The organism is Pseudomonas sp. NPDC089530 (assembly GCF_050280705.1).
Classification (GTDB): Bacteria; Pseudomonadota; Gammaproteobacteria; order Pseudomonadales; family Pseudomonadaceae; genus Aquipseudomonas.
On the sequence record NZ_JBNNVU010000001.1, the window covers coordinates 41,266 to 66,948 of the forward strand.

A 25,683-nucleotide genomic window follows, 5' to 3' on the forward strand; every position below is an offset into this window, starting at 1 on the left:
GTGAGAAACGGAGTCACCCCATGAAAAAGACCCTCCCGGCCCGTCAGCCCGCTGACCCACCGGCTTCCTCAGAGAGTCGACAAGGAGAGCGCTCGAAAGCGTCCAGCGACAAGGCGTCCGGCAAGAAACCATCGAGCTTCTATATGAAGCAGATGCGCGCGGGCCTGAGTGCCGCTGGTTATGTGAAACACGAAACCTGGGTACTTCCGGAAAACCGGAGCGTGCTCAAGCAACTTGAGAAGAAGCTGCGCCAGCCCCTGATCGGCGGCGCACCGGTATTGGAGAACGACATGATTGCAGGTGAGAACTGGACCATCGATCGCCTCTTCGGCGCCTTGCAGGCCCTGGACGAAGTGACCTCGAACGAAATCGGCCTGACCCTGGTTCAAGGGGCCGAGCAAAGCATCAAGCTGGACATGCACGAGTTCGGCGGCCTGCCGATCTACATCGCGGTGGTCGGCGAGCAGATCATCGTCGACACCGTGCTGGTGGACCTGGAGTCGATCAACGACGTCGCCCGGTTCAACGACGCGGTACTGCGCAGCCGGGAGATGTTCCCCCTGTCCTCCATCGGCATCGAGTCCATGCCCAACGGCCAGACCGTCTACAACATGTTCGGCGCCCTGAGCTCGGCGTCGAACCTGACCAACGTGGTCACCGAAATCAAGACCCTGGTGGATAACGTCCAGCGCGCCACCGAAGCTTTCGAAAGCTTCTTCAACTGATTACCCAGCATCCGGAGTACGCCTACATGACTCAGTCCATCTGGAACAAACTCTTCACCGCCCTGCGCGGCGGCGCCAACGAAGTCGGCGAAGCCATCGTCGACCAGCAGGCCCTGCGCATCCTCGACCAGGAAATCCGCGACGCCGACAACGCCCTGGCCAACGCCAAGCGCGAACTGGTCACCATCATGGCCAAGCACAAGCTGTCCACGGAGCGGGTGAGCGAATTCAACGCCAAGATCGCCGACCTGGAATCCAAGGCCGTTGCCGCCCTGCAAGCCAACCGCGAAGACCTGGCCCTGGAAGTCGCCGAAGCCATCTCGACCCTGACCACCGGCCTGGAAGCGGAACAGAAGCAAGCCAGCGAGTTCGGCGCCTATGCCGAGAACATGCGCAAGGACATCGGCAAGGCCGAAGCACGCATCCGCAGCCTGCGCCAGCAGGTGGACATGGCCAAGGCCCGCGAAAGCGTGCAGAAGGCCCAGGTCAGCGCCTCGATCGCCAGCGGCGGCGCCAACGGCAAGCTGGAAACCGCGGTCAACACCCTGAACCGCCTGCAAGCCAAGCAGGACCAGCGTGCGGCGGAACTGGAAGCCCAGGACCAACTGGCCGACGCGAGCAACGGCAACGACCTGGAGCGTCGCCTGCGCGAAGCCAACATCGTGCCCGACCAGGGCAGCGCCAACGCCATTCTCGAACGCCTGAAAAAACAGAAGTCGGCCGAGTAAGGCCCCTGCACTCCCTGTAGCCGCTGCCGTAGGCTGCGATCGACTGCGCAGCAGTCGCAAGGCCAGACGGCACGGCACTTCAGGAAAATCGCGTATTCGGCTTCACCACTGCTACGCAGCCGCTCGCAGGCTGCAGCAGTGGCTACACCGGTGTGGCGCTGGCCGCCCGGCACCCTTTTCTGGCCTATGGAGGGCCGCGATGGACACGAGCAAAGGCTTCAAGACCCTGGCGGGCCTGGCCCTGCTGATGGTCGCGGTACAGCTGCTCAATAGCCTCAGCGGCTACAGCCTGAATGTCTTTGGCCTGATCCCACGCACCCTGCTGGGCCTGCCGGGGATACTCGCCTCCCCCTTCCTCCACGGCTCCTTTGCCCACCTGAGCGCCAACCTGGTGCCCTTCCTGGTGCTCGGCGCCATGGTGGTCGCCGAAGGCCAGCGGCGCTTCGTGACGGTCAGCCTGATCATCATCCTGCTCTCCGGCGCCCTGGTGTGGCTGTTCGGCTTTCGCGGCATCCATGTCGGCGCCAGCTCCTGGGTCTTCGGCCTCTGGGCCTATATCCTCACCCGCGCCTGGCTGCTGCGCAGTTGGGGCAGCCTGTTGGCCGCCGGCGTGACGATGTTCCTGTACTCCGGCCTGGTGCTGGGGTTTCTGCCGCGGGCCGGAGTGTCCTTCGAAGGGCATATCGCCGGCGCCTTCTCGGGCTTCATCGCAGCAAAAATGCTTTTATCCGGCGCCAAGCCGATGTCTAATGCCGCGCGGCCATGACGCACGCCCCACCCGGGCGCTGCCCACTGCATCACGGATAGAACAGTTCACCAGCAAATCAGGGATTCGATGTCGATCTTCATCCTGCTTCGGGTATACGCGGCCACCTTTTTCCAGCGCTTCGGCTGGATGGGCCTGGCCATTGCGCTCGGCGTGCATGCCGCGACCTCCTATCTCGGCCTGGTGGCCTTGGGCGAGCAGCACCTCACCGCGCCCGCGACCTTCATCTATTTCTATTTCACCACCACCCTGACCGTGGGTTATGGCGACCTGTCGCCACAATCCGCCGCTGGCCGGGTGTTCGTCGCCGTGTGGGTGATGCTCGGCGGCATCGCCCTGCTGACCGCGGCCATCGGCAAGACCACCAGCAGCATCATCGACGTATGGAGAAAAGGCATGAAAGGCAAAGGCGACTTCACCGGCAAGACCGGCCATACCGTGCTGGTCGGCTGGGAAGGCGCGTCCAGCGAGCGGGTGATCGAACTGCTGCTGCAGGACGAAACCTCCAACGACAACCTGATCGTGATCTGCGACGCGACCCTCGAAGAGAACCCGATGCAGGGCAAGGCCGCCTTCGTGCGCGGCGAAAGCCTGTCGTCCGCCGCCCTGCTGCTGCGCGCCGGGGTGCCCGGCGCCGAACGCGTGCTGGTGCGCACCTGCTCCGACGACCTGACCCTGGCCAGCGTCCTGGCGATCAACCAGCTGCGCCCCAGCGGCCATGTGGTCGCCCACTTCAACGACAGTGAAATCGCTACCCTGGCCGCCTCCTACGCGCCTAAGCTGGAGTGCACCTCGAGCATGGCCATCGAGATGCTGGTCCGCTCGTCCCAGGACCCGGGCTCCTCGGTGGTGATCAACGAACTGCTGTGCGTCGGCGAAGGCGCCACCCAGTACGTCATGCGCCTGCCCGACACCTATGAATGCACCTTCGCCGAGCTCTACGTGCGCCTCAAACAGCGCTACAACGCCACCCTGATCGGCTATCGCGCCCGCGGCGCGCAACACCCGCAGATCAACCCGCACAGCGACACGCGGGTCCAGGGCGGCGATCTCTTCTACATTGCTTCCACTCGCCTGAAGGACCTCGACAATGGGATGGTTTAAACGTTTTATGGGGCTGCAGGCCCCGACCAGCACAGAGCCGGTTTCTTCGGCCGGCCCGCTCGGCCTGAACATGGGCGTCGGCGTGCGCTTCGACGCCAGCCTCAAGCTGCTGCTCGACGGCAAGACCGGCGTCACGATTCCCGGCGACCAGGCGGTCTACAGCGAAGGCCGGGTGGACCTGGGCCAGTCCGAATGGCTGTCGCGCTATTACCTGGACGACGAGGACTACTGGTTGCAGGTGCACACCAGCGGTGGTGTCGACGGCCAGGTCAAGTCGGTGATCCTGTTCAACTACCTGAGCAACCAGGCCATCAACAGCGAAGCCGAGCTGCGCCGCCTGGCCGGCCCCGGCAGCCTGATCGGCCGTCCGACCTACACCCTCGACGGGGTTGAGTACCAGCGCGAATGGGGCACCGAAACCGGCCAGACCGAGCTGGTGCCGCTGCATGAGCAGGTCTCCAAGCCCGACGAGACCTTCGCCTTCGACAGCCACTCGATGCTGTACGCCCGCGAGACCGGCCTGACCCAGCGCCGCGAATTCCTGCTGTTTTCCGTGGAGCAATACGCCGACGGCAGCGTCAGCCTGGTGACCTCCCTGGGCATTTCCCTCTACATGACCGACCTGCAAACCCTCTGACAAGGACCAGAACCCATGCTTGAAGCCCTTTCCATTTCCCTGAACAAGTTCGCCGTGGTCGGTTTCCTGACCTACATCCTCGGCGCGGCCGTGCTGTTCGCCCTGTTCCAGTTCGTCTACACCCACCTGACGCCGCACAAGGAGTTCGAGCTGATCCGCGAGGGCAACGCCTCCGCCGCCATCGCCCTGGGCGGCGCTATCATCGGCTTCGCCATTCCGGCCAGCAACGTCATCGCCTACTCCATCAGCCTGCTGGATTTCGCGGTCTGGGCACTGATCGCCGCCGTGGTGCAACTGCTGGCGTTCCTGATGACCAGCCTGGTGCTCAAGGGCACGTCGCAACGCATCCGCAACGGTGAAATCGCCGCCGGCATCTATGTCGCCGCGGTGGCCATCAGCGTCGGCCTGCTCAACGCCGCCTGCATGACCCCTTCGCAGAACTGATCGACCGCACGGAGCCCTCGATGAAACGAAGCCAATACGTTCAGCTCTCCCTGGCCGCCTCGGTGGCGCTGGCGATCTCGGGCTGCAACTCGGAGCCGGAGACCCTCGCGGTCCAGCAGAAATTCAACTTCCAGTCGGTGCAGGAATGCGTGGACGGCAAGATCGCCGTGGACGTCTGCTCCGATGCCTATATCAAGGCCATGGCCGAGCACCGCGCCCAGGCGCCGGTCTACGACAACCAGGCCGATTGCGATGCCGACTTCGTCGAAAACTGGTGCCAGATCGACTCCAACGGCAAGTTCGTGCCGAAGCTGGGCGGCTTTGAAATCAACGCCCAGGGCGCCTTCACACGCGAGCAGTTGGCGGCGGCCGGGGTCAGCCCCGGGGTCAACTCGGGCTCGTCGCTCAGCAGCATCGACAGCGGCCTGCTCACCGGCCTGCTGATCGGCAACCTGCTCAGCGGCGGCAGCCGCAACTATTATTCCGAGCCGGTCTACCGCTACCGCGACGACCGCGGCGGCTATGCCAACTCGACGCTCAACCAGCGCATCGCCAGCGGCTCGACCTTCTCCAAGTCGCGCCAGGCCCAGTCGGGCAGCGGTTTCCGCGTCACCAGCCCACGATCGATGTCCGTCTCCTCCTCCACCTCCCGTGGCGGCTTCGGCAGCCAGGCCAGCGCCCGCAGCGGCTGGGGCGGCTCCAGTTCGAGTTCGGGCTGGAGCTCGGGACGCTCGAGCAGCTAAGGGGCCGCGTGATGAAGAGAATCCTCTGCAACGAACGCCCGGACTGGCGACAGACCGCGCAGAAGCTCGGCTTCCTGTTCCATACCATCGACGGCGAAGCCTACTGGGATGAAAGCGCCTACTACCAGTTCAGCCTCAAGCAGATCGAGGACGACCTGGAAGACCCGACCACCGAGATCCATGAGATGTGCATGGACCTGGTGGGCCGGGTGGTGCACGACGAGGCCCTGCTGGACCGCCTGAGCATTCCGCCGGCCTTCTACGACATGATCCGCACCTCATGGCTCGAAGGGCATCCGCACCTCTACGGCCGCCTGGATTTTTCCTACAGCGGCCAGGGCCCGGCGAAACTGCTGGAGCTGAACTACGACACCCCCACCAGCCTCTATGAAACGGCGGCGTTCCAGTGGGGCTGGCTGGAGCAGAACATCGAGCGCGGCCTGCTGCCCCGGCATGCCGACCAGTTCAACAGCATCGACACCCGCCTGCACCAGGCCTTCGCCCAGCTGGGGATCGAGCGGCCGTTCTATTTCGCCTCGATGAAGGACTCGGTGGAAGACCGCGCCACCACCGACTACCTGCGCCTGATCGCGGAAAAGGTCGGCATCGAGTCGCGGCATATCGACGTGGAAGACATCGGCCTTACCAACGAGGGGCGCTTCGTCGACCTGCAGGACCGCTGGATCCCGCACCTGTTCAAGCTGCACGCCTGGGAGTTCATCTTCCACGAACCCTTCGGCGCGGCGATCGCCGGCAGCGACACACAGTTTTTCGAACCGGCATGGAAATCCATCCTGTCCAACAAGGGCATCCTGCCGCTGCTCTGGGAGTTCAACCCGGGCCACCCCAACCTGCTGGAGGCCCACCTGGACCCGCACCCGCAGCATGAGGTGCCCAAGGGCTGGGTGCGCAAGCCGTTCTTCTCCCGCGAAGGCGCCAACATCGAACTGCGCACCCCGGAGAACGAGGTGGTCAAGGAAGACGGCCCCTACACCGACGCGCCCTACATCCTGCAATCCTTCGCCCCGCTGCCGCGCTTTGGCGACAGTTACACCCTGATCGGCTCCTGGGTCATCGGCGACCAGGCCGCCGGCATCGGCGTGCGCGAAGACAACAGCCTGATCACCAAGGACTCCAGCCGCTTCCTGCCGCACCTGATCCTCGACTGAAACCGACCGGGGCGCGCAAGGCGCCTCGGTTACCCTCCGGCCTATCGGGCAAAGACTGCAATGATCCCCTACAACAACTATCGCCCAGACTGTTTCATGACAGTTATTCAGGGTACGCCCAACAACTTGCCCCATCATTTATCTGTATTCGGACAGAGACTTTACTTAAAGCTGAACGAACACTTAATTCGCGGCAATTTAACCTTGACTTGATACCAGTGCCTGAGTAAATTGCGCGGGCCGGTCAAACCGGCCTTTTTTCAACTCACTAAAGAAGCCAATGGACACAGTATCTAGACGCTGTCTGGCCCTTGCATTCATGCAGAGCCGGGCACTGACCCAGACAATGACGGGGCTCGACTTTCGGTCGGGTAAGCTGCGCTAGAGCTTGACGCTCCTTCGTAACTTGCCTTCACCGGAACCAGTCCGGTCGCGAGGCAACTGTTATGAACTTCAAATCCACTGTAATGCCCGGCGTACGCGCCTTTGCATCGACCATGCGGGTCAAGCCCTGCGGTGAGCGCGTTGGCGCCGCCCGGGTCGGCACCCTGTATTCCGCACCCTCCCCCCAAGCCCGGCCACGGGCCAACTGGCGCGTCTGCCCGGTGACCTGCCGGCTCCAGCAACGCTGGAGTTTCGATGACAGCCAGGACCCTCAGAGTCGAAGCCTGGCCGGCCTCCTGCTGCAGGCCGGCCTGCTGCTGAGCCTGTCGCGGGACTCGCACTTCTAGTTCAACCGAAGGCACTTCAAAGTCCTTCCCGAACGTTTTCCTTAATAAGGAATTCGGCAACTTTCTATTGCCTGCTTAAAACAACAAGTTGGTGGTCACCCTTATGGACGAAGCCAGTAGTAGGTTCGTCGTATATCCCTGTTCACGGGATATGCGGCGAACGTTAAAACCCATAAAACGCAACTACCTGAATCGATCGCTTACTTGCGGCTCGACATACGTTCGCTCGTCCTTGAATAGGTGAGTGGTCTGTGTGTCGTGCCGCAAGCCTGCGGCAGGAGCACACGTAATGACTACGGTAAAAACCCGCACCCCCTCCGCGCAAAACCCCACCACCCGCGACGACACCCGGCTGTCGATGCGTGCGGCCCGGGAGGCGCAGAACAGCCTCGGCGTGACCCTGGACAACGTCAAGTCGACCGTCAACGGCCTGACCGAACTCGACGCCGAAGGCCGCCTGCAGCGCGACGGCTTCAACGAGGTGGCCCACGACCGGCCGCCCCACGCGCTGGTGCAATTGCTGCAAGCCTTCAACAACCCCTTCATCTATGTGCTGATGACCCTGACCGGCATCAGTTTCTTCACCGACTTCTGGCTGCCCCTGCAAGCCGGCGAGGAAACCGACCTGACCGGGGTGATCATCGTCCTGGTGATGGTGCTGGTCAGCGGCCTGATGCGCTTCTGGCAGGAATACCGTTCGGCCAAGGCCGCCGAGGCGCTCAAGGCCATGGTGCGGACCACCGCCACCGTGCTGCGCCGCGAGCAGATGGGCATGAAAGCCATGCTGCGCGAAGTGCCGATGCGCGACCTGGTGGTCGGCGACATCGTGCAACTGTCGGCCGGCGACATGATCCCCGCGGATATCCGCCTGATCGAGTCCCGCGACCTGTTCATCAGCCAGGCGGTGCTGACCGGCGAAGCGTTGCCGGTGGAGAAGTACGACACCCTGGGCGCGGTGCAGGAGAAATCCGCCCACCGCCCCGCCGCCGACCAGCAGGACCTGCTCGACCTGCCGAACATCTGCTTCATGGGCACCAACGTGGTCAGCGGCACCGCCACCGCGGTGGTGGTCGCCACCGGCGCGCGCACCTATTTCGGTTCCCTGGCGCGCTCCATCGTCGGCTCCCGCACCCAGACCGCCTTCGACCGTGGGGTGAACAGCGTCAGCTGGCTGCTGATCCGCTTCATGCTGGTGATGGTGCCAGTGGTGCTGCTGATCAACGGTTTCACCAAGGGCGACTGGGCCGAGGCCTTCATGTTCGCCCTGGCGGTGGCCGTCGGCCTGACCCCGGAAATGCTGCCGATGATCGTCAGCGCCAACCTGGCCAAGGGCGCCTCGGCCATGGCCAAGCGCAAGGTGGTGGTCAAGCGCCTCAACGCGATCCAGAACTTCGGCGCCATGGACGTGCTGTGCACCGACAAGACCGGCACCCTGACCCAGGACCGGATCATCCTCGAGCACCACGTCGACATCGGCGGCAGCCGCTGCGATCAGGTGCTGCAACTGGCGTGGCTGAACAGCTTCCACCAGAGCGGCATGAAGAACCTGATGGACCGCGCCGTGGTGCGCTTCGCCGAAGAGAACCCGAAGTTCAGCGCCCCCGATGCCTGGCGCAAGGTCGACGAACTGCCCTTCGACTTCGTCCGCCGGCGCCTGTCGGTGATCCTCGCCGATGACAGCGGCCATCATCTGCTGGTGTGCAAGGGCGCGGTCGAGGAAATGCTCGACACCGCCACCCGGGTGCGTCAGGACGGCGTGACCGTGGCCCTCGACGCCGGACGCCGCGCGGCGCTGCTGGAACTGGCCGAGGAATACAACCGCGACGGTTTCCGCGTGCTGCTGGTCGGCACCCGCGACCTGGCGCCGACCCAGACCCGTCAGCAGTACAGCGCCAGCGACGAGCGCGAGCTGATCATCGAAGGCTTCCTGACCTTCCTCGATCCACCCAAGGAAACCGCCGGCCCGGCCATCGCCGCGCTGCGCGAGAACGGCGTGACGGTGAAAGTGCTGACCGGCGACAACCCGATCGTCACCGCGAAGATCTGCCGCGAAGTCGGCCTGGACGTCGGCCAGCCGGTGCTCGGCCGCGATATCGAGCACATGGACGATGCAGTGCTCGGGCGCCTGGTGGAAGAACGCTCGGTGTTCGCCAAGCTCACCCCGCTGCAGAAATCCCGGGTACTCAAGGCCCTGCAGGCCAACGGCCACACCGTGGGCTTCCTCGGCGACGGCATCAACGACGCCCCGGCGCTGCGGGACGCCGACGTCGGCATCTCGGTGGACAGCGGTACCGACATCGCCAAGGAATCGGCGGACATCATCCTCCTGGAAAAGAGCCTGATGGTCCTGGAGGAAGGGGTGATCAAGGGTCGCGAGACCTTCGGCAACATCATGAAGTACCTGAACATGACCGCTAGCTCCAACTTCGGCAACGTGTTCTCGGTGCTGGTGGCCAGTGCGTTCATCCCGTTCCTGCCGATGCTGGCGATCCACCTGCTGCTGCAGAACCTGATGTACGACATCTCCCAGCTGTCGCTGCCGTGGGACAAGATGGACAAGGAGTTCCTGCGCAAACCGCGCAAGTGGGACGCGAAGAACATCGGCCGCTTCATGCTGTGGATCGGGCCGACCTCGTCGATCTTCGACATCACCACCTATGCCCTGATGTGGTTCGTGTTCGCCGCCAACAGCCCGGAGATGCAGGCGCTGTTCCAGTCCGGCTGGTTCATCGAGGGCCTGCTCTCACAGACGCTGGTGGTGCACATGCTGCGCACCCAGAAGATCCCGTTCATCCAGAGCACGGCGGCGCTGCCGGTGATGCTGATGACCGGGCTGGTGATGGCCCTGGGCATCTACGTACCGTTCTCGCCGCTGGGTGAAATGGTCGGCCTGGTACCGCTGCCGTGGGAATACTTCCCTTGGCTGGTGGGCACCCTGCTCAGCTACTGCGTCGTGGCCCAGACCATGAAGACCCTCTACATCCGTCGCTTCAAGCAGTGGTTCTGAGGAGCTGAGCCGCAATCGCGTCATCGGTGGGAGCTGGCTGGCCAGCGCTCAACGGTGACGCGGTATCCCTGATCGTCGGCGGCGCCTTCATCGCGGGCAAGTCGGATCGCCGCCCGCTCGCTCCTGCAGGACGGGTGCCGCGTGCCGCCTGGAGAACAGCCCATGAAAGCCTTTACCGACCTGCGGTCGCTGACCGAACGCACGTTGCGCGCCCTGCTGGTGAGCGCCCTGGAAAGCCTCGCCAGCCTGATCACCCTGGTCGGCGTCCGGCTGTATGCCCGGGGCCTGCTGAGCAGGATGGCAATCCGCGTACTGCTGGGCTTCGCCAGCGTCCTTCATCGCAGCTGCCTGCGCCTGCTGCGATCCGCCAAGCCATGAAACACCACAAGGAGAGTCCTCATGTCGGGAACTACTCTGCTGATCAACCTCGCCGGCTCCATCGCCCTGTTGCTGTGGGGCACCCAGATGATTTCCTCGGCCCTGCTGCGCGGTTTCGGCACCCAGCTGCGCCAGTGGCTGGGGCAGCACCTGAACAACCGCTGGATGGCCCTGCTGTCCGGCGTCGCCATCACCGGGGTCCTGCAAAGCAGTACCGCGGTCAGCCTGATGGCCAGCTCCTTTACCGCCACCGGCACCCTGGGCCTGGCCCCCGCGCTGGCGGTGATGCTCGGGGCCAATATCGGCTCGACCCTGGTGGTGCAGCTGCTCAGCGTCGACGTCTCGCTGCTGGCGCCGCTGGTGCTGCTGGCGGGTTTCATCGTGTTCCGCCTGCGCGACGATTCGCGCTTTGAAAGCCTTGGCTGCGCGCTGATCGGCCTGGGGCTGATGCTGCTGGCCCTGCGCACCCTCGGCGCCACCCTGGGGGAAGTGGAAGGCACGCCGGTGTTCGCCGCGCTGATGCGCGGCCTCGACGGCGACCTGCTGATCGCCCTGCTGCTCGCCGCCCTGTTGACCTGGCTGTGCCATTCCAGCGTCGCCGTGGTGTTGCTGGTGGCATCCCTGGCCGCTACCGGGCTGCTGTCCTCGGTGACCGCCATGGCCCTGGTGCTGGGGATCAATATCGGCGGCGCCCTGCCGTCGCTGCTCAACGCCGACTCCAGCGTCGCCCGGCGCCTGCCCCTGGGCAATCTGCTGGTGCGCCTCATCGGCGCCGTCGCCCTGCTGCCGTGCCTGCCCTGGCTCGCACAACACTCGGCGGTCGCGGCCCTCGACCCCAGCCTGCGGGTGGTGTACCTGCACAGCCTGTTCAACCTGGCCCTGGCGCTGCTGTTCATCGGCCTGACCGGGCCCATGGCCGCCCTGCTGACCCGCCTGCTGCCCGAGCCGCAGCGCGATGTCGACCCGGGCATGCCGCAGTACCTGGACGAGGCCGGCCTGGCGGTGGCCAATATCGGCCTGTCCAACGCCGCCCGCGAGGCCCTGCGCCTGGCCGACATGCTGTCGCAGATGTTCGAGCGGGTGCTGCGCCTGTTCCAGGCCTCGACCCCGTCCGGCGCCGACGAAGTGCGGCGCATCGACCAGTCGCTGGACCTGCTCAGCGCCGCGATCCGGGCCTACCTGGCGGATATCGGCCAGGACGGCATCAGCGACCAGGACGCCGACCGCGCCCAGGAAATCCTGCTGTTCGCGATCAACCTCGAACACGCCGGCGACATCCTCTCCAGCAGCCTGACCCAGCTGGCGACGCGCCGGCTGCGCCGCGGCGAGCAGTTCTCGGTGTTCGAGCTGGACTGCATCCAGCCCCTGCACCAGGCCCTGGTGGACAGCCTGAGCCTGGCGATCACGGTGTTCCTGCGCGAAGACCTGCCCAGCGCCCACCAGTTGCTGGGCCGCAAGGAACTGGTCCGCCGGCTGGAAGCCGACGCCAGCCGCGAGCACTTTCGCAGCCTGCGCGAGGACCGCACGGCCTGGGCCGAGTCCGGGGACATTTTCCAGCGGGTGCTGCGCGATTACCGGCGCGTGCACCATCACGTCGCCGCCCTGGCCTATCCGGCGCTGGAGCGGGCCGGCGAGCGCGAACTGGACCACGCCGATCTGGGCGAGCTGTTGCTGGACAACCCGCTCAGCCTCAAGCCGACGGCAGAGGAGCGCGTGCGATGCGTGTCCTGATCTGCGCCGGCCGCCACTGCACCGACAGCCAGCTGTGCCGGCGGGTGCTCGACGCCTTTCAGCGCCTGTATGAAGTGCAGGTGCTGATCCACGGCGGCAACCAGTTCCTCGGCGCGCAGATCGAGGACTGGGGCCGGGAGATCGGCGCCGACATCGTGCGTTACCCGGCCAACTGGCAGCTGCACGGCAAGCTCGCCGAGCGCCTGCGCAACAGCTTCATGCTCCGCGACAGCCGGCCCGACATGGTCATCGCCCTGCCCGGTGGCGACGACACCGAAGAGCTGGTGGCCCAGGCCCGGGCAGCCGGCATCCCGACCCTGTCGGTCAGCGACTGGCAATGACCCTTCTCCCCCCCTGACTACGGAGCGGCCCGCAACCCGCGGCCGCTGCCCACCTTTTTAGCGAGATCAGCCATGTCCAAGTACACCCCATCCCGCAGCAACCGCTTCGCCAGCCTCACCCGTGACCTGCCCGCGGCCAAACGGCGCATGCTGCGGCGCAACCTGATGTTCGTCGCCCTCACCCTGAGCGTGATCGGCCTGCTCAGCCTGATCGCCAAGGCCAACGCCGCCGGCGGCGCCTACGTGGTGGACGACGGCGCGATCAACGCGCCGGGGGAATGCAACCTGGATGTCTGGTACCAGAGCCAGCGTCACCAGGGCTCCAACCACGCCGCGGTGTTCTCCCCGGCCTGCACCTTCGCCGGCCTGCCCCGGCTGCAACTGGGCGCCGCCCTCGAACGCAACCGCGAGGACGGCGACTCGCAGACCCAGTTGAGCCCGCAGCTCAAGGCGCAGCTGTGGAACCGCGAAGACCTGGGCCTGCAACTGGCCCTGGCGACCACCGCGCATTTCGCCCTCAACCGCGCCCATGCGTTCGACGGCGGCGATATCAGCCTGCCCCTGACCTACCAGCCCCTGGACCGCCTGCGCCTGAACTTCAACGCCGGCTGGACCCATGCCTACGACGACGGCCAGCAGAACCATCACTGGACCTGGGGCGGCGGCCTGGAATACGACCTGGGCCAGCGCCTGACCCTGGTCACCGAGCGCTACGGGCAACGCGGTGGCGAACAGGCCTGGCAAGCCGGGCCGCGGCTGCACCTGGGGGCGAACCTGGACCTCGACCTGGTGCTGGGCGGCCAGTTGAACGAAAGCCGCGACCGCTGGCTGACCAGCGGTGCGACCTTGAGGTTCTAAACGCGGTGTGCCTGACAGGACGTCTCGCGCGCAAGCTGCGCTCCTACAGAGGCCGACAACACCCCTGCGTCTGTAGGAGCCAGGCTTGCCGGCGATAGGCGCAGCGCGCCGGCAGGTCAGGCGCAGACGGCTCAGCGGATATCGCTGCGCCGGTACAGGCTCAGGCCCACGGCCAGCACCGCGAGCATGCCGGCGCAGCTGCGGTTGATCCACAACATCGCCCGCGCGGAGAAGCTGCGCACGGCATAACGCCCGCCAAAGGCGTAGGTGGCCATCATCACGCAATTGATCGCGGTGCTGACCAGCGCCAGGATCAGGTACTGCTGCGCCACCGGCTGGTCGGGGCGCACGAACTGCGGCAGGAAGGCCGAGAAAAACAGCAGCCCCTTGGGGTTCGACAAACCCACCAGCAACGAGCGCACGAACGCCCCGCGCCCGCTGCCGGCACTGCCGCCCGTCTGCACCGCCAGGGCCCGGGTCGGCGCCTTCCACAGCACCCACGCCAGGTACAACAGGTACGCCGCGCCGCCCCACTTGACCAGGGAGAACAACTGCTCGGAGGCTTGCAGCAACGCGCCCAGGCCACAGCCCACCGCACCGATCAGCAGCAGGTCGGACAGCATCGCCCCGGCCATGCCGCAACCGGCGATGCGCATGCCATGGGTGGCACCGTTATTGAGGGCCAGCAGCATCGACGGCCCGGGGGTCATGATCACGGCGCTGACGGTGATGACGTACAGAAAAAGCGTGGTGGCGTCCATTCGAACCCTCCCTAACAACTACAGACAGGACAGGTCGGGCAGCATACACCAGGGGCTTTCAAGCAGGCAGCGAAACACCCCAATCCGCCACCTGGCGGGCGCTGATGCTGACGCCACCGCAGACCACTATCACCACGTCCCGGGCGGCGGCGATGGCCGGGTGATCGAGGTAGGCCACCGCCAGGGACACACCGCAGGCCGGCTCCACCAGTTGGCGCAGGTCGTCGGCGTAACGCACCACGCCGAGGATCGCCTCGGCATCCGAAAGCACCACCGACTGATAGGGAAACCGCTGGATCTGCTGCAACGGCCAGGCCGCCACCCGGGCCGCCCCCAGGGAACTGGCGACAGTGTCGATCCTCTCCAGCTTGACCGGGTAGCCGGCCGCCAGCCCTGCGGCAAAGGAAGCGGCGCCCGCGGTTTCGCAGGCGACGATCAGGCAGTCATGACAGTGGTGACGCAACAGCCCGGTGAGGATACCGGCCAGCAAACCGCCGCCGCCCACCGAGGCGACTATCGCATCGACCTGCGGACAGTCTTCGAGGATTTCATCGACCATGGTGCTGTGCCCTTCCCACAGCACCGGGTGATCGAAAGCCGGGGCGTATTCGCAATCGGCGTTGGTGCAGAGCTCCAGCGCCCGCTCGTTGGCTTCGTCCCAGACCTTGCCGTGCACCAGCACCTGGGCGCCGGTGCGGGCGATACGCTCGCGGGTGGCTGGCGGGGTGGTCTCCGGCACCACGATGCAGGCTTGCAGACCGAGGCTGGCCGCCGCCACCGCCGTGGCCAGCCCGGCATTGCCGCCGGAAGGACAGACCACGCTGCGCTTGCCCTGCGCCGCGGCCTGGGAACAGAGCAGACCCAGGCCGCGGATCTTGAACGAACCGCCCGGTTGCAGGTTTTCCAGCTTGAGCCAGATGCGCCGGGTGGCCGTGGACAACCCGGGATGCAGGATCAGGGGGGTGCGGATATGCAGCATCATGGGCTCCTCGGTGGCAGACGGCTGTCTTCCAACCATAGATGCTCAGGCCTGCCCGTGCCGCCCCCCTGGCCGGTCGCCGGTCAGCGGATCGGCGGTACGCGGATATCGCCGCCGCGGCACTGGGTACGCACCCCTTTGCCACAGGCGCCGAACCCCAGGTTCTTGTCCAGGCACACCCGCACTTCGGAGAGTTCCGGGCCGCTGCACAGCACGGTTACGCCCTTGTCGGGAATGCCCGGGTTGGCCTGGCGGAACAGTTGCTCGATTTCCCGGGCCTCGAAGTAACGCACGGTCGTCGAGGGCTCCAGCGCCTGGGGAATCTTCACCTTGCCCAGGGCCTGGTCGGAAGCCTCCAGGTACCCCGTGGCGCCCAGGCCGCTGCAGGTGCCGTGCTTGCTCCATTCATGCTCCAGCAGCTTGGCGGTGGGGAACAGGGTCAGGCCCTTGGCCCGCTGCTCGGCGGTCAAGGGGGTCAGCGGCGGGCAGGATTCCGGCCAGCCGCCCTTGGCGTATTGCGGCCACAGGCCATGCAGGACAAAGCCGTAGCCCTTGCCGGAACACTGCTCGTTTTCCGGGTGGGTCAGGCAGAACGTCGGCGACCAGGACAGCGACAACAGGTAGTAATCGAACACGCCGGCGACCGATTCGCGCTGCTGTCGCGCCTCCCGCGCCTGGCTGACGCCGACGGTGCAGATCATCAAGGCAGCCAGCGCCGCCGTTGCAAACAGTTTTCTCATCGACCCTCTCCTTGGGATGGGCGGTTGGGGAACAGCCCGGTGGTGACCTGACCGGGATCGGCCAGACACCCTTCTTGGCACGGGGCTGTTGCAGGAACATGACAGGCCGCCGTACAGCGGCCGGTTAGCAGAGCGTTGTAGCAGACCCATCGCCCCGCCGCCACAGAGCCCGCGGCCAACACCAAACCTGTAGGAGCGCAGCTTGCGCGCGAGGCGCCCGGCCTGACACACCGCGTGGCTCCTATCGCCGGCAAGCCTGGCTCCTACAGTCCGTGGCGGGGATGAAGTCGGCGGCAAGTGCGCAAGATTGTTCAAGCCATTCCCGGTGCGGGCTGGCACAGTCGGTTTCCGTTCCCTGGTTGCAGAGACTCATGTCCAGCGTTCTTCTTCCCCGCGCCGCGTTCCTGCGTGGCGCCGTCGCCATCCTGCCGCTGTCCCTGGCCACCGCGCCCTGGGGCCTGCTGGCCGGTTCCATGGCCATCGAGGCCAATCTCACGCCCCTGCAAGGCCAGGGCCTGTCGAGCATCGTGTTCGCCGGCGCCGCGCAGTTGGTGGCGATCGGCATGCTCAAGGGCGGCGCCGGGATCTTCTCGATCCTGCTCACCACCCTGCTGCTGACCTCCCAGCACCTGCTGTACGGCATGAGCCTGCGTTCGGTGATATCCCCGCTGCCCGGGCGCTGGCGGGTGGGCCTGGGGTTCCTGCTCACCGATGAGCTGTTCGCCCTCACCAGCCAGCACGACAAACAGCAGTTCGACCGCTGGTACGCCCTCGGCGTGGGCCTGACGTTCTACATCGCCTGGAACCTGTTCACCCTGGCCGGCATCGTCCTCGGCCGTGCCATTCCCGGCCTCGAACACCTGGGGCTGGACTTCTCCATCGCCGCGACCTTTATCGCCCTGATCACGCCGCTGGTGCGCAACGTGCCGACGGTGGTCTGCGTGGCGGTATCGCTGTTCTGCTCGGTGCTGTTCAGCTATTGGCAATGGGGCTCGGCCCTGGTGCTGGCGGGCCTGATGGGCATGAGCGCGGGCTTTCTCTGCAACAAGTTCTACCAGGAGCGCACATGATGGTCTGGGCGGTGATTTTCGGCATGGGCTTGCTGGTGTTTCTCAACCGCTATGTGTTTCTCGAACCGCGGCTGCCGGTGCGCCTGAGCAGCAACGCCCGGCAGTTCCTCGGCTTTGCCGTGCCGGGCATGCTCACCGCGATCTGCGGGCCGATCGTGTTCATGCCCGAGCACCAGCTGAACCTGGCCTACGACAACCCCTACCTGATCAGCTCGCTGGTGGCCATCGTCCTGGTGATCTTCACCCGCAATACCCTGGTCAGCATGCTGTTGAGCATGGCGTTCTTTTTCCTGTTGCGCTGGTGGTTGTAGGAGCCAGGCTTGCCGGCGATGGGGCCAACCCGGCCGGCACCGGCTTCGTCACGGCGCCTTGGCTTCCTTGAGCAATTGCTGGATCACCTGTTCCTGCGCCGCGTAACTGCCCTCGCCAAAGTGGCTGTAGCGCACCTGGCCGCGGGCGTCGATAAAGTAGTGGGCCGGCCAGTACTGGTTGTCGAAGGCGCGCCAGATCGCGTAGTCGTTGTCGATGGCCACCGGGTAGCCGATGTCCAGCTTGCGCACCTGGGCCTTGACGTTGTCGATGACCTTCTCGAAGGCGTACTCCGGGGTGTGCACGCCGATTACCACCAGCCCGTCCTGGGCGTACTTCTTCGCCCAGGCGTTCACATACGGCAGGCTGTGCTGGCAGTTGATGCAGTCGTAGGTCCAGAAATCCACCAGCACCACCTTGCCGCGCAAGGCCTCGGCGTCCAGCGGCGGCGAGTTCAACCACGCTACCGCGCCGCTCAGCGACGGCATCGGGCCCTGGGCCGGCAACGCCTCGGCGGAAGCGGCGCCGGCCTTGTCGATCAAGTAGTCCAGGGCCTTGGGCACCGCCCTCAGCACACCCTGCTCAAGGACCGCCGCGCTCTGGGACGAGGTGCTGGCCAGCAGGCGACTGTCCAGCCCGCTACCAATCGCCACGGCCGCCAGCAACACCAGGCAACCGGCGGCACGGCGCAACCAGGCGGTGGCCGGCAACGACGGCTTGAGCCGGTCGACCAGCCCCCTGCCGGCGAAGATCAGCCCCCCCAGGGACAAGGCACTGCCCAGGCCGTAGGCCAGCAGCAACAGGCTGGTCTGGGCGCTGGCCCCTTGCAGCATGGCGCCGGTCAGGATCACCCCGAGGATCGGCCCGGCACAAGGTGCCCAGAGCAACCCGGTGGCCACCCCCAGCAACAGCGCCGCCAAGGGCCCGGAAAGCGTGCGCACCCGATCGAGGCGATTGCCCAGGCTGACCCAGGGCCGGGCCAGCCAGTGACCGATGCGGGCGGAAATCAGCGACAGGGCGAACAGCCCCAGCACCGCCAGGGCCAGCTGGCGCCCGATGCCGTTGGCCTGGGCTACCCAACTGCCGCCGGCCACCGCCAGGCTCGACACAAGGGCAAAGGTCAGCGCCATGCCGCCCAGGGTCAGCAGCACCGAGCCACGGGAGCGGTCGGCCCGGGCGAACAGGAACGGCACCACCGGAAGAATGCAGGGGCTGAGAATAGTCAGGACCCCGCCGAGAAATGCAATGAGCAGCATGGCATCACCTGTGATCGGTCAATGGTGCGCCCGCCATTGGCGGCGGGCGTCTTTAAGGCTGGACAGGTCGTTCAGGCCTGGTTGTCGGCGCGCATCCCTTGCGGGGTGCGCTCGTAGCCGCCCTCGGCGAGCAGCGGCTGGAGTTGCACAGAGGCGCGGCTCGCAAGCGGGCTGAGCTGGAAGCCCTGCGCGCCGGAAGAGGCCGCGGCGGCGCTGGCATCCACGGCCACGCCGGCCAGGGTCAAGGTCAGGGCGAACAGGCAGGTTTTCAGGGTGTTCATGGGCGGATCCTCAGGGCGAAACATCGCCGTTATCACTAGAGAGTGGGCTCAGTTGCCGTCGTTACAATTGTTGGCGAATTTGCGGTAATCCAGGATCTGGGTCCGGCCCTCGGAATCGAGGTAGGTCATGCGGGCGTTGACCACGCCGCAGGCCGGCCCGGCGTCTTCGGTCATCGACAGGACTTTCTGGATATCCAGGTGAGTGCCGTAGCTGTAGGTCTGGGCCTGCACGTTGCTTTCGGCGTGGGCCGGCAAGGTGGCGATATTCAGCGCGGCGAACAGGCCGGCGGCGTAGAGGGCGATGCGTTTCATGGTGGTGACCTCGGGCGACAATGGGTTGGGTGGCGAGGCGGACTGCCGTGCCTCGATGGGGCCCATTGAATGCGTGCGAGGTATCGCGCTTGTGTCGGCGAACCGCCCTGGCTGTCTTCCCGCGTATCCAGGCCGGCGAGGGATACAGAGCGATACAAAAGTGCTGGAAACCCCCGGTTTTGCATCGCCGTGTGTTCAACCAGACGCTGGATACACTGCAATACAAAAGCCCGCAGGCAAGCCCGGCCGGGCTCTATAAACTATGCTCCACGACCCAATGACAGAGGCTGCGCCCCATGGATCATGTCGATCACGTACTGATAGTCGACGACGACCGCGAGATCAGAGAGCTGGTGGGCAACTACCTGAAGAAGAACGGCCTGCGCACCACGGTGGTGGCGGACGGGCGGCAGATGCGCAGCTTCCTGGAGACCACCCCGGTGGACCTGATCGTGCTCGACATCATGCTCCCCGGCGACGATGGCCTGGTGCTGTGCCGCGAACTGCGCGCCGGCAAGCACAAGGCCACGCCGGTGCTGATGCTCACCGCCCGCAACGACGAGACCGACCGCATCATCGGCCTGGAGATGGGCGCCGACGATTACCTGGTCAAGCCCTTCGCCGCCCGCGAACTGCTGGCGCGGATCAATGCCGTTCTGCGGCGCACGCGCATGCTGCCGCCGAACCTGGTGGTCACCGAGAGCGGCCGCCTGCTGGGCTTCGGCCGCTGGCGCCTGGACACCACCGCGCGCCACCTGCTGGACCAGGACGGCACCCTGGTCGCCCTGAGCGGCGCCGAATACCGCCTGCTGCGGGTGTTCCTCGACCACCCGCAACGGGTGCTCAACCGCGATCAGCTGCTCAACCTGACCCAGGGCCGCGACGCCGACCTGTTCGACCGCTCCATCGACCTGCTGGTCAGCCGCCTGCGCCAGCGCCTGCTGGACGACGCCCGCGAACCGGCCTACATCAAGACCGTGCGCAGCGAGGGCTATGTGTTCTCGCTGCCGGTGGAGATCCTCGAGGCGGCGTCGTGAAGCTGGCGCTGCACTGGCCACGCACCCTCGCCTCGCGGCTGTCGCTGATCTTCCTGATCGGCCTGGCGCTGGCCCAGGGCCTGTCGTTCGCCGCGCAGTCCTACGAGCGTTACCAGAGCGCGAAGATGACCATGCTTGGCAACCTGGAGAGCGATGTCTCGACCTCCATCGCCATTCTCGACCGCCTGCCCGCCGCCGAGCGCGCCGCCTGGCTGCCGCGCCTGCAACGCCGCAACTACGGCTACCTGCTCGACGCCGGCGAACCCGGCCAGCCCATGGATGCGAACGACGTGCCGGTTTCGGTGAACTCCATCAAGAGCGCCATCGGCCAGGACTACAACCTGACCTTCAGCAACATCCCCGGCCCGCGCCAACACTATCAGGCCCACCTGCGGCTGGCCGACGGCAACCCGCTGACCATCGACGTGCGCCCGGCGATGCTGCCAATGTCGCCCTGGCTGCCGGTGGTGCTGCTGGGGCAACTGCTGCTGTTGATCCTCTGCGCCTGGCTGGCGGTGCGGGTCGCGGTGCGCCCGCTGACCCGGCTGGCCCAGGCGGTGGACAGCCTCGACCCCAACACCCACGGCGTGCAGCTGGACGAAAAAGGCCCGCTGGAAGTGGTGCATGCGGCCCGGGCCTTCAACGCCATGCAGGCGCGGATCGGCGCCTACCTCAAGGAACGCATGCAACTGCTGGCGGCGATCTCCCACGACCTGCAGACGCCGATCACCCGCATGAAGCTGCGCGCCGAGTTCATGGACGACTCCAGCGAGAAAGACAAACTGTGGAGCGACCTCAGCGAAATGGAGCACCTGGTGCGCGAAGGCGTGGCCTATGCCCGCAGCATCCACGGCGCCACCGAGGCCAGTTGCCGGATCGCCCTGGACGCGTTTCTCGACAGCCTGGTGTTCGACTACCAGGACACCGGCCAGGACGTCGAGCTGGCGGGCAAGAACGGCGCGCTGATCGACACCCGGCCCCACGCCCTGCGCCGGGTCCTGGTGAACCTGGTGGACAACGCGCTGAAGTTCTCCGGCGCGGCGCGGATCGAGGTCCAGGCCCTGGCCGGCAATCGCCTGTCGATCAAGGTTCTGGACCGCGGCCCGGGGATCAGCGAGGAGCAGCTGGCGGAGGTGCTCAAGCCGTTCTACCGGGTGGAAAGCTCGCGCAACCGTGACACCGGCGGCACTGGCCTGGGCCTGGCCATCGCCCAGCAACTGGCGGTGGCCCTGGGTGGCTCGCTGCAGTTGAGCAATCGCCAGGGCGGCGGCCTGTGCGCCGAGCTGATCCTGGTCGGTGGCGGCCAGGCCAGCCTCTGAGCGCTTCGCTACACAGGCATACATAACCGGCCTTTGCTGACACAGCCGATATACACGGCCTTGCAAGACTCCTGGGACGCGCCGCACTGACGGCGCCAACCCCAAGGAGCCTGTGATGACCACCCAAACCTTCCCCTCGCCTTTGCACGGCTGGCGGCTGTTCAGCCTGCTGGCCGCCGCCGTGCTGCTGATGACCGCGCTGATCCTGCTGCTCGAACCAAACCTGGTCGAAGCCACCCGCAGCGCCATCCGCGCCACCGCGCGCTCGTCCTTCGCCCTGTTCCTGCTGGCCTTCACCGCCTCGGCCTGGGCCGTGCTGCGGCCCTCGCCGCTAAGCCAGACGCTGGTGCGCGAACGGCGCTACATCGGCCTGGCCTTTGCTTTCTCGCACCTGGTGCACGCGCTGCTGATCTACCGCTACGGGCAACTGAACCCCGAGTTCTGGCCCGGGCGCAGTACCCTGGGCAACCTGCCGGGGTCGGTGGGCTACCTGTTTATCCTGCTGCTGACCCTGACCTCGTTCAAAGGCCCGGCGGCGCTACTCAGCCGCCGCGCCTGGAAACGCCTGCACACCACCGGCATGTGGGTGCTCGCGGCGATCTTCGCCTACTCCAACTTCAAGCGCATTGCGCTGAGCGACTGGTACCTGCTGCCCTTCGCCATCACCGGCGCGGCCATGGTGTTCAACCTGCTGGGCAAACTGGCCCAGGCCAGCAAACGCCGGCAACGCCAGGCCCTCAATACACGCTGACCCTGTAGCCGCTACCGCAGGCTGCGATCGACCGCGTAGCGGGCGCCACACCAGGCGCTGCGGTGTTTCAGGCAGACCGTGCGTTCAGGTTTTGCGGCAACTGCGTCGGAGTGCCGCCCATACCGTTCGCAGCCTCGCGGGCTCGGCAGCGGCTACACAAGCAGCGCGGTTCTTGCACTTTCTCATTTCGCCTAGGAGATCCACCCCATGACCCTCACCCTTTCCTCCGCCTTTGGCGGGCTGCAACGCCAACTCGAACGCAGCGCCCCCTGGGTCGCGTCCCTCAGCCTGCGGGTCCTGCTGGCCTGGGAATTCTTCGAAGCGGGCCTGGAGAAATGGCACGGCGAAAACTGGTTCCAGGACATCCAGGCCGCCTTCCCGTTTCCCTTCGACCACCTGCCGGCGAGCCTGAACTGGCAACTGTCGATGTGGGCCGAACTGCTGTGCGCCCTGGCGCTGCTACTGGGCCTGGGCACCCGCTTCGCCGCGCTGGTGCTGATCGTGGTTACGGTGGTCGCCACCGCCGCCGTGCACTGGCCGGCCGACTGGTCGAGCCTCGGCGAACTGGCCCAGGGCTACACCATCAGCAACAAGGGCCACGGCAACTTCAAACTGCCGGCGATCTACCTCGCGGCGCTGCTGCCGCTGCTGTTCCAGGGGGCGGGGAAACTCAGCCTGGACGCGTTGATCGAGCGCCTGCGCCAGCGGCGCTGACGCACCAAGGCAAAAAAGCCGCGGCCTGGAGCTGCGGCTTTGGCGTTTCCAGAGGACCGCGTTTGTAACGGCTGAATCGCAATCCCCCTCACTCCACCGCCCCCTGTAGCCGCTGGCGCAGCCTGCGCTCGGGCGCGCAGCGGCCGCCAAGCCAGACGACGCGGAGTATCAGGAAGACCGCGACAGCAGGTTTTACGACGGCTACGCCACCGAGCGCAGGCTGCGCCAGCGGCTACACAGGGCGGGTAGCACCCTGCTTTTTTGCAGCATGCCCAAGCCACTGCTAACAAAAGCGCCAACTACAATCACGCCCACACCGCGCACCCTGTAGCCGCTGGCGCAGCCTGCGATCGGGCGCGCAGCGGCCGCCAAGCCAGGCAACGCGGTGTGCCAGGGGGGATCGCGATAGTAGGTTTTACAACGGCTACGCCAGCGGCTACACAGGGCGGGTAGCGCCGTGTATCCGTGGCGGCAGGTTCAAGCGAGGTCGAGGGCAACGGCTAGCGGGCGCTGCCGATAATGCCTTGGCTGTGCATCTGGCGCAGCAGGCGCTGGCCGTCAGCGATAAAGGTGTCGAGGTCGTCGAGGCCCGCCTCTTGGGCCAGGGCTTGCAGTTGGGCGTGCCCCGTCAGTTCGGGAAACTCTTCGACACGTTGCAGCAGGCGCCAGGCCAGGGGGCTGAGTTCACAGAAGTGCACGCGGCAGTCAGCATCGCGCCGAATCAGCAGCAGGGTCGGTGTATCCCCGGGCGCTATCGGGCGCCAGGCCGGGCCCAGGCGCTGCACCGGCCAGGCGTAGGCCAGCGGCCAGGCCAGGGGCGACAGCCGCAAGGACTTGGTCAGCAGCCGCTGCGGATCGCTGGCCGGCAACGGCTCGGCCTCGGCCTGTTGCAGGGCCATTTCGATCCACTCGTAATGGCTCAACTCGAGCATGAACGGCGGCCAGCCGGCGTCCTGCAAACCGGCTGGCAGAGAGGCCATCCAGGCCACGAACTCGCCGGCGATCTCGCCGAACTTCGGCGTGGCGCAGCGGTGCTCGCGCAGGAAAATCCGCAGCAGCCGGCACCAGTCTTCCTCGCCGAGTATCGAGCGCAACACCGGAAAGGTATTACCGAGCAACGACCGCAGGTTGTCGAACACCAGCTCGCGGTAAATCTCCACCCGCGCCCGGTCCATTCCGGCGGGCGGCGCGTGGCGCTCCGGGTCGCGCAGGTAAGCGGTCAGGGCTTGCTGCTGGGCCGCAAGGTCGATCATCGGCTTAGCCATGGGCCAGCCTCCCGCGGGCCTGAAGCGCCCTGCCCTGCAACTGGCGGATGCTGTCCAGCTCGCCCAGCAGCTCGGCGAACGGCGGAAAGTTGAAGTCCCGCTCCAGCAGGGTCGGCTGCACGCCGAAACGCTCATAGGCCTGCGCCAGCAAGGCCCAGACCACCGGTTTGACCGGCGCGCCGTGGGTGTCGATCTTCAGGTGGTCGGCCTCGTCGTAGTGCCCGGCCACATGCATCGCCACCACCCGTTCCGGCGGCAGGCCGGCGAGAAACGCCTGGGGGTCGAGCCCGTGGTTCACCGAGTTGACGTAGAGGTTGTTGACGTCCAGCAGCAGGTCGCAATCGGCTTCGGCCAGCACCGCCTTGGTGAAGGCCAGCTCGTCCATGTCCTGGCGCGGCGCCGCGTAGTAGGAGACGTTTTCCACCGCCAGGCGCCGGCCCAGCACGTCCTGGGCCTGGCGGATACGCGCCGCGACATGGCGCACCGCCTCGTCGGTAAAGGACAGCGGCAACAGGTCGTAGAGATGCCCGTCGTCGCTGCAGTAGCTCAGGTGTTCGCTGTACAGCGGCACATTAAAACGGTCGAGAAACTCGCGGACTTCCCGCAGGAACCCCAGGTCCAGCGGCGCCGGGCCGCCCAGGGACAAGGACAGGCCATGGCAACTGAGCGGGTAACGCTCGGCCAGGGCGCGCAGCGCGGCGCCATGGGCGCCGCCGATGCCGATCCAGTTTTCCGGTGCCAGCTCCAGAAAATCGAAAGCGCCCGCAGGCGCCGTATGCAGTGAGTCGAGCAAGGCCCGACGCAAGCCAAGCCCCACGGTGGCCGAAACCGGCGACCGTGGAGCCTGACGGGAAACTACGGAAGAGCGCATGGGCCGATCTCCTGATAAACCCGGAAAAAAAACGGGGAGCACCCGGTGCTCCCCGTCGCCAGCGATCAGGACTCGATCGCCGCACCGCACTTGCCTTCGCCGCATTTGCCTTCGGCCGAACCGGCCTTGGCCGCCTTGGTCGCCAGGTACTGCTTGGCTTCGTCGAGGCTGATGCCACCGTCATGGTTGGCGTCGATCTTGTCGAACTCGGCGGCCCGTTCCGGGGCGGCGGCAATGAACTCCTCGCGGGACACCTTGCCGTCGTGGTTGGTGTCGGTCTTGGCGAACTTGTCTTCGCCGCACTTGCCTTCGGTGGAGGTTTTCACCCCGTCGGCCGCGGCCAGGGTGTAGCCCTGGGACAGTTCGGTCATGCTCAGCGCCGAAGCCGCGGTGGACAGGCCCAGGCCGCCGACCAGGGCCAGGCCGAGCGCTACGTTGGAAGCAGTGGAGAGTTTGAACATGGTGATACCCCTTGGGATGGATTGACTAAAGATTCCCGCCACTGGCACCGGGCTGGCCGGTGCTGGCGAGTGGGCGTAGTTAATCCTCGGGGTGTATCCGGGCTGTGTGCGGAATCGGCGCCAGGCTAAGCGAATGTATCGGCGCCAGGCTGGTACACAGTCTGATACAAGGCCGTCGGCCAGCCGGCCCGACAA

General features: G+C 66.0%; 29 protein-coding genes. 20 read left to right on the forward strand and 9 right to left on the reverse strand.

What is annotated here, in order from left to right; genetic code table 11:
- Nucleotides 1-20 precede the first annotated feature (20 nt).
- From ACQKQA_RS00210 to ACQKQA_RS00275, 14 genes are all read left to right on the forward strand, one after another.
- The gene (locus tag ACQKQA_RS00210; protein ID WP_427552323.1) at nt 21-725 is read left to right on the forward strand and encodes a YjfI family protein; all 705 of its coding nucleotides are present in this window, start codon (nt 21-23) and stop codon (nt 723-725) included.
- A 26-nt stretch (nt 726-751) separates the two neighbouring features.
- The gene (locus tag ACQKQA_RS00215; RefSeq protein WP_427552324.1) at nt 752-1,453 is read left to right on the forward strand and encodes a PspA/IM30 family protein; all 702 of its coding nucleotides are present in this window, start codon (nt 752-754) and stop codon (nt 1,451-1,453) included.
- A 199-nt stretch (nt 1,454-1,652) separates the two neighbouring features.
- On the forward strand, nt 1,653-2,219 hold the full coding sequence (locus ACQKQA_RS00220; protein ID WP_427552325.1) for a rhomboid family intramembrane serine protease: 567 nt from the start codon (nt 1,653-1,655) through the stop codon (nt 2,217-2,219).
- A gap of 69 nt (nt 2,220-2,288) precedes the next feature.
- On the forward strand, nt 2,289-3,323 hold the full coding sequence (locus ACQKQA_RS00225; RefSeq protein ID WP_427552326.1) for a potassium channel family protein: 1,035 nt from the start codon (nt 2,289-2,291) through the stop codon (nt 3,321-3,323).
- Nucleotides 3,310-3,960: a DUF2491 family protein gene (locus ACQKQA_RS00230; protein WP_427552327.1), complete on the forward strand. Its 651-nt coding sequence runs from the start codon at nt 3,310-3,312 to the stop codon at nt 3,958-3,960. Before ACQKQA_RS00225 ends, ACQKQA_RS00230 begins: the two co-directional genes overlap by 14 nt.
- Nucleotides 3,961-3,975: 15 nt before the next feature.
- Nucleotides 3,976-4,404 (forward strand): DUF350 domain-containing protein, encoded by a 429-nt coding sequence (locus ACQKQA_RS00235; RefSeq protein ID WP_427552328.1) that lies wholly within the window; start codon nt 3,976-3,978, stop codon nt 4,402-4,404.
- Between the two features lie 20 nt (nt 4,405-4,424).
- Entirely contained in the window at nt 4,425-5,147 is a 723-nt protein-coding gene (locus tag ACQKQA_RS00240) for a DUF1190 domain-containing protein (protein ID WP_427552329.1), read from the forward strand.
- 11 nt (nt 5,148-5,158) lie between these two features.
- Nucleotides 5,159-6,316 (forward strand): glutathionylspermidine synthase family protein, encoded by a 1,158-nt coding sequence (locus ACQKQA_RS00245; RefSeq protein WP_427552330.1) that lies wholly within the window; start codon nt 5,159-5,161, stop codon nt 6,314-6,316.
- Nucleotides 6,317-6,762: 446 nt separating this feature from the next.
- Nucleotides 6,763-7,047, forward strand: a complete 285-nt coding sequence (locus ACQKQA_RS00250) for a hypothetical protein (protein WP_427552331.1) — start codon at nt 6,763-6,765, stop codon at nt 7,045-7,047.
- A 289-nt stretch (nt 7,048-7,336) separates the two neighbouring features.
- Entirely contained in the window at nt 7,337-10,054 is a 2,718-nt protein-coding gene (gene mgtA / locus ACQKQA_RS00255; protein WP_427552332.1) for a magnesium-translocating P-type ATPase, read from the forward strand.
- A gap of 162 nt (nt 10,055-10,216) precedes the next feature.
- Complete coding sequence (locus tag ACQKQA_RS00260; RefSeq protein WP_427552333.1) at nt 10,217-10,432, forward strand: hypothetical protein; 216 nt, start codon at nt 10,217-10,219, stop codon at nt 10,430-10,432.
- Nucleotides 10,433-10,453: 21 nt separating this feature from the next.
- The gene (locus ACQKQA_RS00265; RefSeq protein ID WP_427552335.1) at nt 10,454-12,163 is read left to right on the forward strand and encodes a Na/Pi cotransporter family protein; all 1,710 of its coding nucleotides are present in this window, start codon (nt 10,454-10,456) and stop codon (nt 12,161-12,163) included.
- Nucleotides 12,151-12,504: a DUF2493 domain-containing protein gene (locus tag ACQKQA_RS00270; RefSeq protein WP_427552336.1), complete on the forward strand. Its 354-nt coding sequence runs from the start codon at nt 12,151-12,153 to the stop codon at nt 12,502-12,504. The genes ACQKQA_RS00265 and ACQKQA_RS00270 overlap by 13 nt, the downstream gene beginning before the upstream one ends.
- Nucleotides 12,505-12,576: 72 nt before the next feature.
- Nucleotides 12,577-13,362: a hypothetical protein gene (locus tag ACQKQA_RS00275; protein WP_427552337.1), complete on the forward strand. Its 786-nt coding sequence runs from the start codon at nt 12,577-12,579 to the stop codon at nt 13,360-13,362.
- Nucleotides 13,363-13,493: 131 nt separating this feature from the next.
- On the opposite strand, the gene ACQKQA_RS00280 is transcribed toward ACQKQA_RS00275, so the two are convergent.
- The 3 genes from ACQKQA_RS00280 to ACQKQA_RS00290 all read right to left on the reverse strand — a co-directional run bounded on the left by ACQKQA_RS00280 (nt 13,494) and on the right by ACQKQA_RS00290 (nt 15,842).
- Entirely contained in the window at nt 13,494-14,123 is a 630-nt protein-coding gene (locus ACQKQA_RS00280) for a LysE family translocator (RefSeq protein WP_427552338.1), read from the reverse strand.
- Between the two features lie 58 nt (nt 14,124-14,181).
- Nucleotides 14,182-15,102, reverse strand: a complete 921-nt coding sequence (locus ACQKQA_RS00285) for a pyridoxal-phosphate dependent enzyme (protein ID WP_427552534.1) — start codon at nt 15,100-15,102, stop codon at nt 14,182-14,184.
- Nucleotides 15,103-15,185: 83 nt separating this feature from the next.
- Nucleotides 15,186-15,842 (reverse strand): ribonuclease T2 family protein, encoded by a 657-nt coding sequence (locus ACQKQA_RS00290; protein ID WP_427552339.1) that lies wholly within the window; start codon nt 15,840-15,842, stop codon nt 15,186-15,188.
- Between the two features lie 371 nt (nt 15,843-16,213).
- Between ACQKQA_RS00290 and ACQKQA_RS00295 the strand changes: the two genes are divergently transcribed.
- Entirely contained in the window at nt 16,214-16,912 is a 699-nt protein-coding gene (locus ACQKQA_RS00295; protein WP_427552340.1) for an AzlC family ABC transporter permease, read from the forward strand.
- A complete protein-coding gene (locus ACQKQA_RS00300; RefSeq protein WP_427552537.1) occupies nt 16,912-17,223 on the forward strand; it encodes an AzlD domain-containing protein in 312 nt (103 codons plus the stop codon). The genes ACQKQA_RS00295 and ACQKQA_RS00300 overlap by 1 nt, the downstream gene beginning before the upstream one ends.
- Before the next feature lie 48 nt (nt 17,224-17,271).
- Here ACQKQA_RS00300 and ACQKQA_RS00305 read toward each other — a convergent pair whose 3' ends face one another.
- The 3 genes from ACQKQA_RS00305 to ACQKQA_RS00315 form a co-directional block, all read right to left on the reverse strand.
- Nucleotides 17,272-18,477, reverse strand: coding sequence for a cytochrome c biogenesis protein DipZ (locus ACQKQA_RS00305; RefSeq protein ID WP_427552341.1), 1,206 nt, complete (start codon nt 18,475-18,477; stop codon nt 17,272-17,274).
- A gap of 71 nt (nt 18,478-18,548) precedes the next feature.
- Nucleotides 18,549-18,758 carry a hypothetical protein gene (locus ACQKQA_RS00310; RefSeq protein ID WP_427552342.1) on the reverse strand — a complete coding sequence of 70 codons (210 nt, stop codon included), beginning with the start codon at nt 18,756-18,758 and terminating at the stop codon, nt 18,549-18,551.
- Between the two features lie 48 nt (nt 18,759-18,806).
- The gene (locus tag ACQKQA_RS00315) at nt 18,807-19,070 is read right to left on the reverse strand and encodes a DUF2790 domain-containing protein (RefSeq protein WP_427552343.1); all 264 of its coding nucleotides are present in this window, start codon (nt 19,068-19,070) and stop codon (nt 18,807-18,809) included.
- A 296-nt stretch (nt 19,071-19,366) separates the two neighbouring features.
- Between ACQKQA_RS00315 and ACQKQA_RS00320 the strand changes: the two genes are divergently transcribed.
- The 4 genes from ACQKQA_RS00320 (at nt 19,367) to ACQKQA_RS00335 (ending at nt 22,891) form a co-directional block, all read left to right on the forward strand.
- Entirely contained in the window at nt 19,367-20,107 is a 741-nt protein-coding gene (locus ACQKQA_RS00320) for a response regulator (protein WP_025809242.1), read from the forward strand.
- Entirely contained in the window at nt 20,104-21,426 is a 1,323-nt protein-coding gene (locus ACQKQA_RS00325; protein WP_427552344.1) for an ATP-binding protein, read from the forward strand. Before ACQKQA_RS00320 ends, ACQKQA_RS00325 begins: the two co-directional genes overlap by 4 nt.
- 115 nt (nt 21,427-21,541) lie before the next feature.
- Nucleotides 21,542-22,177 carry a hypothetical protein gene (locus ACQKQA_RS00330; protein ID WP_427552345.1) on the forward strand — a complete coding sequence of 212 codons (636 nt, stop codon included), beginning with the start codon at nt 21,542-21,544 and terminating at the stop codon, nt 22,175-22,177.
- A 207-nt stretch (nt 22,178-22,384) separates the two neighbouring features.
- Complete coding sequence (locus ACQKQA_RS00335; RefSeq protein WP_427552346.1) at nt 22,385-22,891, forward strand: DoxX family protein; 507 nt, start codon at nt 22,385-22,387, stop codon at nt 22,889-22,891.
- 500 nt (nt 22,892-23,391) lie between these two features.
- Here the strand turns inward: ACQKQA_RS00335 and ACQKQA_RS00340 are convergent, their stop codons facing one another.
- The 3 genes from ACQKQA_RS00340 to ACQKQA_RS00350 form a co-directional block, all read right to left on the reverse strand.
- Nucleotides 23,392-24,156, reverse strand: coding sequence for a DNA-binding domain-containing protein (locus ACQKQA_RS00340; RefSeq protein WP_427552347.1), 765 nt, complete (start codon nt 24,154-24,156; stop codon nt 23,392-23,394).
- Nucleotides 24,149-25,027 (reverse strand): DUF692 domain-containing protein, encoded by an 879-nt coding sequence (locus ACQKQA_RS00345; RefSeq protein ID WP_427552348.1) that lies wholly within the window; start codon nt 25,025-25,027, stop codon nt 24,149-24,151. The genes ACQKQA_RS00340 and ACQKQA_RS00345 overlap by 8 nt, the downstream gene beginning before the upstream one ends.
- A gap of 65 nt (nt 25,028-25,092) precedes the next feature.
- Nucleotides 25,093-25,488, reverse strand: a complete 396-nt coding sequence (locus ACQKQA_RS00350; protein ID WP_427552349.1) for a hypothetical protein — start codon at nt 25,486-25,488, stop codon at nt 25,093-25,095.
- Between the last annotated feature and the right edge of the window lie 195 nt (nt 25,489-25,683).